Raw genomic sequence first — 8583 nt, 5'->3', positions numbered from 1 at the left:
TCCTCACGCTCTCCCAACATCGTCAGGCCGCTTGCCACTCCGCCTGGCGCCAGCGGAGCCGCCCCGGCCAGCGGTTCTCTGGCCCTCTACAATATTCATAGAGTACAGGAAGAGCTAATTGATGCCTTTAAGTGCCTGGATGATCTGCGTGCACAGCGCTTGCTGGCCTCGCTGCTGGCGCTCTACCCCGTCGAGCAGGTCTGCACCGAGGTAGTGACCCCGGTTCTCTGGCAGGTTGGTCATCTGTGGGAGACAGGTCGCCTTAGCGTGGCTATCGAACACTTCGCCAGCAACTTCTTTCGTGGCTTCCTGACGAACCTGCTCTACATTTCAGTCAGTGAGAATCACGGGCCGCTGGTCATCTGCGGCTGCGCACCAGGTGAGCCGCACGAGCTGGCACCCCTGATGCTGGCCCTGTTGCTGCGCCGGGCTGGTATGCGCACCATCTACCTGGGCCAGAGCATCGAGACCACCAGCCTGCTAGAGGTAGTGCGCGAGCTGCAGCCAGTCATGCTCTGCATCTCGGTGACCATGCCGGCCTACGTTGCCACCCTGATCGACCTGGCGCGTCGCCTGCAGGAGTTGCCTGAGCCGCGCCCACTTCTGGTTTTCGGCGGTCAGGCATTCCTCTATCATAGCGAGTTAGCCCACCATGTACCTGGCGGCCTTTACTTGAGCGGCTCTATGCAGCAGATCGTTCAAGAGCTGCGTCAGGTGCTCGAGGACTATCTGGCCGGCGGCTCTGAGCGCACACACACCGTTCAGAAAAAGGCAGATCCCGAGGCTCATGATCCCTCGGGCAAGACGCTACCGTCTGCCTCACCGACCCACCCGTCCTAGCGCTATCTTGACAGGCTCCCCTGGCTTCGCTTAACGTCTCTATGATGGCGGCGCGGGCTGGCGCTGGCCCTGGGCCCCTTGCCCTGATACTTAATGCGCCCTCGCTTGTCTTCACTCTGGTTGAGCGGCTGCCACCTGGGCCGGGCGGGAGTTCTGTCCGTGCTTTGCTCGCGTCTTCCCATCCTGCTGCAGACCGTACAGGCAACAGGCAATGGGTGAGATTTGACAGGCTTCAAGCGAAAGGGGATCACGATCATGGAAGCGGCTCTCTCGGATGTCCTCGTCATCGACCTCTCACGCGTTTTGGCCGGTCCCTATTGTACCATGATCCTTGGCGATCTCGGGGCCACGGTCATCAAGGTTGAGCAGCCAGGCAAAGGCGACGACACGCGTCAGTTCGGCCCTCCCTACATCGCCGGCGAGAGCGCCTACTATTTGGGACTCAACCGCAATAAGTTCAGCATCACGCTGGATTTCACACGCGAAGATGATCGCCAGCGTCTCCTTGCTTTGATTAAGAAGGCGACCGTTCTGGTGGAGAACTTCCGCCCCGGAACGCTGGCCCGCTACGGCCTGGGATATGAGGATCTGCGTGCGATTAATCCCGGTTTGATCTATTGCTCGATCAGCGGCTATGGCCAGACCGGCCCTTATGCTGAGCGCGCCGGCTACGACTTCGTGGCCCAGGCTGAATCGGGCATCATGGCGGTCACCGGCGCAGTCGATGGGGAGCCGATGCGTGTGGGAACTCCTGTCGGCGACCTGACTGCCGGGACTTTCGCCTGTATCGCTATTCTGACTGCCTTGCGCGTGCGTGACCGCACGGGTCGCGGGCAGTATATTGATATCTCCCTCTTAGAGGCAACCATTACGCTGCTGGGGAACGTGGCTTCGAATCATTTGATCTCGGGCGAAGAGGCCCAGCGCTACGGCAATGGCCATCCCAATATTGTGCCCTATCAGGCGTTTCGCACACGCGACGGCTATATCGTGATCACCTGCGGCAACGATCGCCTCTTCCGCTCTCTTTGCCGCCTGCTCGGTCGCGAGGAGCTGGCCGATGATCCACGCTTCGCGACGAATCCTCAGCGCGTCCGCCATCGTGAGGAGCTGATTCCCATTCTGCAGGAGTTGCTGCTCACCAAGGATAGTGAGAGCTGGCTGCAGGAGCTGCGCGAGGCCGGTATTCCTTGCGGAGCAATTAATAAAGTGAGCGAGGTCTTTCGCGATCCGCATCTCCAGGCCCGCGGCTTCGTCTGGGAGTGCGAGCATCCAACGGCAGGGACAATTAAGCTGGTCGGTTCTCCCCTGCGCCTCTCGGAGACCCCGGCCCGTCTCTATAAGGCCCCTCCCCTGCTCGGCGAGGATAACGAGAAGGTTTGATCCTCCCCCTGTAGCCCGCTTCGCCTGGTTAGGGGCCTCAGCGAGGCAGCCACGACAGGCAAGGAGACCATCAGGTCAGGGCTGTTCTCTCTGCACCGCTTATCCGTTCCGTGGAGGACTCCATAGAATGAGAAAGCAGCAACCTGTAAAGGCACTGAAGATGAAGGCCTGGCGAGAGGGGTGATATTTCCCCCACCCGCCATTTCCCTCCGCTTTCGTCTGGGCACACCGCTAGCTAGCCCAGGCCAGAAAGCACTAGGGGCCAGGCTGACCCTGCCTGTGTAGGGAAGTCACCGGCTTGTTCATCTGGTCCGACGACAAATGGGTCTGAGTGTTGTACCCTTAGACGGCATAGGATATACTAATCGGGAACATAATGGTGTATCTGGAGGAAGAACGTGAAATTCACTTGTAAGCAGCAAGATTTGAGCCGTGGCCTCTCCGTGGTCAGCCACGCCGTCTCAAGCCGCAGCACGTTGCCGATTCTAGCCAATGTGCTGCTGAGCGCGGAGCAGGGACGACTGAAACTAGCGGCCACTAATCTGGAGATTGGCATCAATTGCTGGGTTGAGGCACAGGTTGAGGAAGAGGGCACAACGACGGTTCCAGCCCGCCTCTTCACGGAACTGGTCAACAGTCTGCCCCAGGGGTCGGTTCAGGTAACGACACAGGCCGATACACATGTCGTCAATCTGCAGTGTCTGGGCCTGGGGATCAATACCAATGTGAAAGGGATGGACCCCTCCGAGTTCCCGCTGATTCCAACTGCTGAGGGAGGAGAGCCTCCGATTCTACTAGAGGCGCCCTTACTCAAGGAGATGATCAGCCAGGTGGCTTTCGCCGCCGCCAAGGATGAGTCGCGCCCGGTCTTTACGGGTGTGCTGGTGCAGGTCCGCAATGAGCAGGTCACCTTTGTGGCCGCCGATGCCTTCCGTCTGGCTACGCGTACAGCTCCACTGCCGGGGGCCACAGAGCCACGCGAGGATATCTTGATTCCTGCACGCACGCTGACGGAACTGGCCCGCATTTTGCCCAATGAAGGCCCTGTCGAGATGATCGTGACTCCGAATCATCGTCAGGTGCTCTTCCATACAGAGCAGATCGATCTGGTCTCTCGCTTGCTCGATGGCACCTTCCCTAACTACCGCGCCATTATTCCAGTGGAATATAAGACACGCGCTGTCTTGGAGACGAAAGCGCTGACAGAGCGTGTGAAGGCTGCCGCTCTCTTTGCTCGCAACAGTTCGAATATTACACGCCTGAAGATCTCGCCGCGCGGCTCGAATGGTTCAGCGACTGGTACGCTGACGATCGAGGCGACCGCTGAGGATTTGGGCGATACGACCAGTACTCTGAACGCCGCCGTCGATGGTGAGGAGATTCAGATTATTTTCAATGTAGACTATCTGGTCGATGTGCTGAACGTGCTAGATGCACCAGAGGTGGCTTTAGAGGTGACTTCGCCTATGCGCCCCGGCGTGCTGCGCCCAGTCGATGGGACCGATTATACGTATGTCATTATGCCAATGCATACCAATCGCAGCTGATCAGAGCGCCTGCTTGCCTCGCTCTGCCGTCCTGCGATAGACGGGCCGTTGGAATAGTGAGAGAGCATCTATCTCCCTGCCCGCTGGCGGCTCAGCTTTTGCCTGGCAGGCTGGGCCTGGGCGACTGCAGCCCGATTTCTGCGGCATCAGCCAGAGCGAGGCAGGCAGGTGAGGGCTTCCTCGCTACAAGCTTTCGCTTTCGCAGGAGCGACAATCTCGGCTGCATCGGCAAGCCGGGCGCGCATCAGCAGAGACATATGCTTGCCCACCTGCCCGCCACGCGGGGAGACTGTGGCTGTTTTTATTGGAGATAGGTAGGTGGATGGAGTTTAGATGTACCTCGTACATCTCGCGCTGACCGACTTTCGCAACTATAAACAGCTTGATCTGCCGCTGGGGCCAGGTCTTTTTCTCTTCTGCGGTGAAAACGCTCAGGGCAAGACCAATTTGCTTGAAGCTGTCTCAATGGTGGCTACGAGCACGTCTTTCCACGCCTCGGCTGATCGCGAGGTCGTCAACTGGTACGCGCCTGATCACCTGGCCCGCATCGACGCCCGGGTTCGGCGACGCGATGGCGAGTTGCATATTGAAATCGTGATCTTCGATCCAACTCCCCCCCTGCTGGGCAATGGCGAGCAGGCGCTCCGTCCTCCCCACTGGCCCGGTGGTACACAGCGCAAGCGCATTAAAATCAACGAGGTGCCGCGCCGGGCCCTTGATCTCATAGGTAGCCTGACCAATGTCCTCTTTGCGCCCGCTGATCTTCATCTGGTCGATGGCTCCCCAGATGAGCGGCGACGCTTCATTGATCGCAGTCTATGCCAGGTGCGGCCTCGCTATTGCCAGGCCCTGCAACAATATCGCAAGGTCATTATGCAGCGCGCTGCGCTGCTCAAGCGCATTCGCGACTATCACGAAGATCCACGCCTGCTTGATTACCTGGATGAGCGACTAACGCTGCTAGCCACGATGATTATGTTTGAGCGGGAGCGTATGCTGTCGGCGCTCAATGAGCTGGCGGCTCCCTTCCAGGAGCAACTAAGTGGGGGACGCGAGCAGCTCCAGATTGTCTATCGTCCCTCCTTCCAACTGCATCCACAGCGTTCGCTCACCGAAGCCCAGGACTACTATCTGAGGCAGCTTCATGCTATGCGGCAAAAAGAGATTCAGCAGGGGGTCTGTTTGCTGGGACCACATCGTGATGACCTGGAGTTTCTGGTAAACGGCATGAGTGTGATCACCTACGGCTCGCGGGGACAACAGCGTACAGTAGCCCTGGCGACCAAGTTCGCCGAGCTGGCCTATATGCGCGCCGCGACAGGCGATGAGCCGGTGCTTTTGCTAGATGATGTCTTCAGTGAGCTGGATCAACGGCGGCGCGAGCAGCTTTTACATGCCATTCTCGCTCATGAGCAAGTGCTGTTGACTACGACTGATACAGCTCATTTTCCTCCCGAGGTACTGGAGCGGGCTACTAAGTTCCAGGTAGTCAATGGCCAGCTCTACCCGTGGTAGAGAAAGCCAGCTCAGAGGGAAGGGAAAGGCCTTAGCAGCGCCAGCGCGCGAGATGCAATCAGTGTGCTGAGCCGTTGACTGTTGCCTTGCCTCTCGCTTTTTAGCTGGCCTCCATCAGTCTCTCTCGCTGTCCTTCAGTGAGCGCTCGGGCTCAGAGTCGGTAGCCACCTCGGACCGCTCGCGAGCCTCGCCGGCGGTCCATAGCTCGGGACCGGCGCTAGAAGCTGACTGCGGCCCGCTGGGGAGGCGTCCACTTGGTCCAGACGCGGGCGGATTGATGCCGAGATGCTCATAGGCCAGGCGAGTGGCCACTCGCCCACGCGGCGTACGGGCGATGAAACCGAGCTGGAGCAGGTAGGGTTCGTAGACATCTTCGATCGTCTCTGGGTCTTCACTCGTGCTGGCCGCCAGGGTATCGAGGCCGACCGGCCCCCCATCGAACTTATGGATAATCGTCAGCAAGAGATGGCGATCGGTCTGGTCCAGTCCAATATGATCGATCTCCAGGGCATCGAGGGCGGCGCGAGCAATCTCACGAGTAATCACACCATCTGCTTTCACCTGGGCATAATCGCGCACACGCCGCAATAGGCGATTCACAATACGCGGTGTACCACGTGCGCGGGTAGCGATTTCTTCGATGCCTTCCTCATCGGCGGGTACGCGCAGAATACGCGCCGAGCGGCGCAGGATCTGCTTAAGGGCCTCGACATCATAATACTCCAGGCGGTAGATGGCCCCGAAACGATCACGTAGCGGGGCTGAAAGGGCCCCTACGCGCGTTGTCGCGCCAACTACCGTGAAGGGCGGCAAAGAGATGCGCAGCGAGCGCGCTCCCGGCCCTTTACCGATCACCACGTCGATGGCGAAATCCTCCATCGCTGAATAGAGACGCTCCTCCACGGCGCGCGATAGCCGGTGAATCTCATCAATAAAGAGCACCTCGCCCTCTTGCAGCGAAGTCAGGATAGAGGCCAGATCGCCGGCATGTTCGATAGCCGGGCCCGAGGTGGTTTTCAGATTGACCCCCATCTCAGCGGCAATAATGTTACAGAGCGTGGTCTTGCCCAGGCCGGGCGGCCCGTATAAGAGGACATGGTCCACCGGCTCATTGCGACGCCGAGCCGCCTCTAGCAGGATAGCGAGATTCTCTTTAATGCGCTCCTGCCCAATATACTCAGACAAGCGTCGAGGGCGCAGACTGCTCTCAATAAGTTCTTCTTCCTGGCTCACGCGCGGCGAGACGAGCCGATCGCTCATAGCTCTCTCCTGTTGATCTTCTCTGGTCTCATCAAGGCGTAGTCGGACCTCTTCCGCTTCCATCCCAGGAGCGGCAAGCGCCTCTCTCCTTGCTCTGCTTCCCACCTGGACAAGGTCGCCTCGACCCCTCGGCCCATCGCATCATCCCAAACCCTACCCTTGCCTTGATCGGCAATCTTTGCAAATGACCTCTACCCGCTACCTATCTTTCCTTTTCTTTCCCTACATTATAGCAGCGGAAGTCTCGGAGAAGAAAGCATCACGCGGCCCCTGAGCGTCTGGCGACAGGGCCAGTCAGGAGATAAGCAGAAAGGGGCAGCGGAGCTGAGCCAGGCAGAGCAGAAGGGAGCAAGGGAGCCAAGAGCATCTGGTTATGCAAAAGTACCATTTTAGCGTGTCTCCTTGACACCGGTACGTTGCTCTCCTACAATCGATCCACGAAATACCCAGCGAGAGGATAAGGAAGGAAGAAGAGGATCGAGGATGATCAACCGCTCCAGCCGCTACGCCGTCGCTCGACTTTCCCACCCACATGTACGAGCCTGGCATCTTACCCGAGCAGCCGCTTCCGCTGCAGCTAGTGGCCACGGCGGCAATGGTGTAGCGACAGCGATAGCAGCAACAGCAGCGACGGGGGTCCTGGCCGTGCCCACACCTGGAACGACGCTTTATGTTTACCGCGACCATCGCAGCTGGGTGCGTACTCTGGACTGGTCGCCCGATGGGACATGTATTGCCTCTGCCAGCATGGACGGCACCGTGCAGGTCTGGGAGGCCAGCACGGGCAGCGAGCGCTTTACTTATACTGGCCACCGGGGCCAGGTGCTGACCCTGGCCTGGTCGCCAAATGGGGCCTATGTTGCCACTGGCGGCAACGATCGGACCATGCAGATATGGAATGCCGCCGATGGTGAGCGGCTACTCTCGCGCCGCGACCATGCACGCTATATTTTGGCTCTCGCCTGGTCGCCAGTAGGGGCCAAGCTGGCCTCCGGCAGCGAAGATGGCCTGGTCGAAATCTGGAGCCTGAAGGATGGCGACATCATCTTCACCTATGATGGGCACAGCCATAAGGTGCTGGCTCTGGCCTGGTCACCAGAGGGACGGCGGATCGCCTCCGCCTCCTGGGATGGCACCCTGCAGATCTGGGAGGCGAGCACCGGCCACCAACTCTTTGCCCCCCTGCAGCATGGTACTCCTCTGGGAGCCTTAGCCTGGTCTCCCGATGGCCAGTATGTGGCCTGCGGCGGCTTCGGCGGCCAGGTCCACCTGTGGAACGCTGCCACCGGCGAGGCTCTCTGTAGCTATCAGGCACATCCCGCTTGGGTCAATGCCCTGGCCTGGTCTCCTGACGGACGCTACCTTGCCTCCGGTGGGGACGACGGCAAGGTGCATCTCTGGGAGCTGACCGCGCGGGAGATCACTTTCACCTATAGCGGCCATAGCGATCAGGTCAATGCCCTGGCCTGGTCTCCCGATGGGAGCTGTATCGCCTCCGCCGGCGATGACCAGACAGTGCAAATCTGGTTTACTCCTTGACTGCCTGCACGATGACCAGCGGCAGTAAGCCGCGGCCTTCATCCCGTCTGGATATGACGCGCAGCCCAGCCTTAGTGAGCGTTACGAGCGTGGCCCGATTCCAGTGACAGTTACCTGCACAGCGCTTCACCAGGGGCGTGAGTAGGTCCTGCAGCCGTGCCATGCGGGGGCTGGCTGCGCGTATATGTTCTACCAGAAGGAGCAGGCCCTCGGGCTTGAGCACCCGGCGGATTTCAGCAAAACCGCGGGCCGGTTCTTCGACCGAGCAAAAGACCAGGGTGGCAACTGCGCTGTCAAAGCTTGCCGCGGGAAAAGGCAGCTCCTCCACCCGGGCCTGATGCAAGTGGATAGGCACCGCGCTTTGTACCTGGCGCCGTTGTGCATAGCGCAACATGGCCGGATCAGGTTCGATAGCCTCGACGCACTCCACCTGGCGAGGATCATAGTAGGCGAAGTTCAGCCCCGTGCCAGCCCCCACCTCCAGCACATGGCCCTGCGC

General features: G+C 59.6%; 7 protein-coding genes. 5 read left to right on the top strand and 2 right to left on the bottom strand.

Annotated elements, in window-relative coordinates:
* The 4 genes from IRZ24_RS13125 to IRZ24_RS13110 all read left to right on the top strand — a co-directional run.
* Positions 1-840 (top strand): cobalamin-dependent protein (locus IRZ24_RS13125; protein WP_297164971.1); only part of this gene is annotated, 840 nt, incomplete at its 5' end.
* 255 nt (positions 841-1095) lie between these two features.
* Positions 1096-2223: a CoA transferase gene (locus IRZ24_RS13120; RefSeq protein ID WP_297164969.1), complete on the top strand. Its 1128-nt coding sequence runs from the start codon at positions 1096-1098 to the stop codon at positions 2221-2223.
* Between the two features lie 398 nt (positions 2224-2621).
* A complete protein-coding gene (gene dnaN, locus IRZ24_RS13115; protein WP_297164967.1) occupies positions 2622-3770 on the top strand; it encodes a DNA polymerase III subunit beta in 1149 nt (382 codons plus the stop codon).
* A gap of 333 nt (positions 3771-4103) precedes the next feature.
* Positions 4104-5285 (top strand): DNA replication/repair protein RecF, encoded by a 1182-nt coding sequence (locus IRZ24_RS13110; RefSeq protein WP_297164965.1) that lies wholly within the window; start codon positions 4104-4106, stop codon positions 5283-5285.
* A 114-nt stretch (positions 5286-5399) separates the two neighbouring features.
* On the opposite strand, the gene ruvB is transcribed toward IRZ24_RS13110, so the two are convergent.
* Positions 5400-6545, bottom strand: a complete 1146-nt coding sequence (ruvB, locus tag IRZ24_RS13105; RefSeq protein WP_297164963.1) for a Holliday junction branch migration DNA helicase RuvB — start codon at positions 6543-6545, stop codon at positions 5400-5402.
* Positions 6546-7028: 483 nt separating this feature from the next.
* Between ruvB and IRZ24_RS13100 the strand changes: the two genes are divergently transcribed.
* Positions 7029-8084, top strand: coding sequence for a WD40 repeat domain-containing protein (locus IRZ24_RS13100; RefSeq protein WP_297164961.1), 1056 nt, complete (start codon positions 7029-7031; stop codon positions 8082-8084).
* Here the strand turns inward: IRZ24_RS13100 and IRZ24_RS13095 are convergent.
* Positions 8074-8583 (bottom strand): class I SAM-dependent methyltransferase (locus tag IRZ24_RS13095; RefSeq protein ID WP_297164959.1); only part of this gene is annotated, 510 nt, incomplete at its 5' end. The genes IRZ24_RS13100 and IRZ24_RS13095 overlap by 11 nt on opposite strands.

The sequence above is a fragment of the Thermogemmatispora sp. genome (genome assembly GCF_019683755.1).
Lineage (GTDB): Bacteria > Chloroflexota > Ktedonobacteria > Ktedonobacterales > Ktedonobacteraceae > Thermogemmatispora.
The sequence above is the reverse complement of the archived record's forward strand: the minus strand, read 5'-3'. Positions and strand labels throughout refer to the sequence as shown.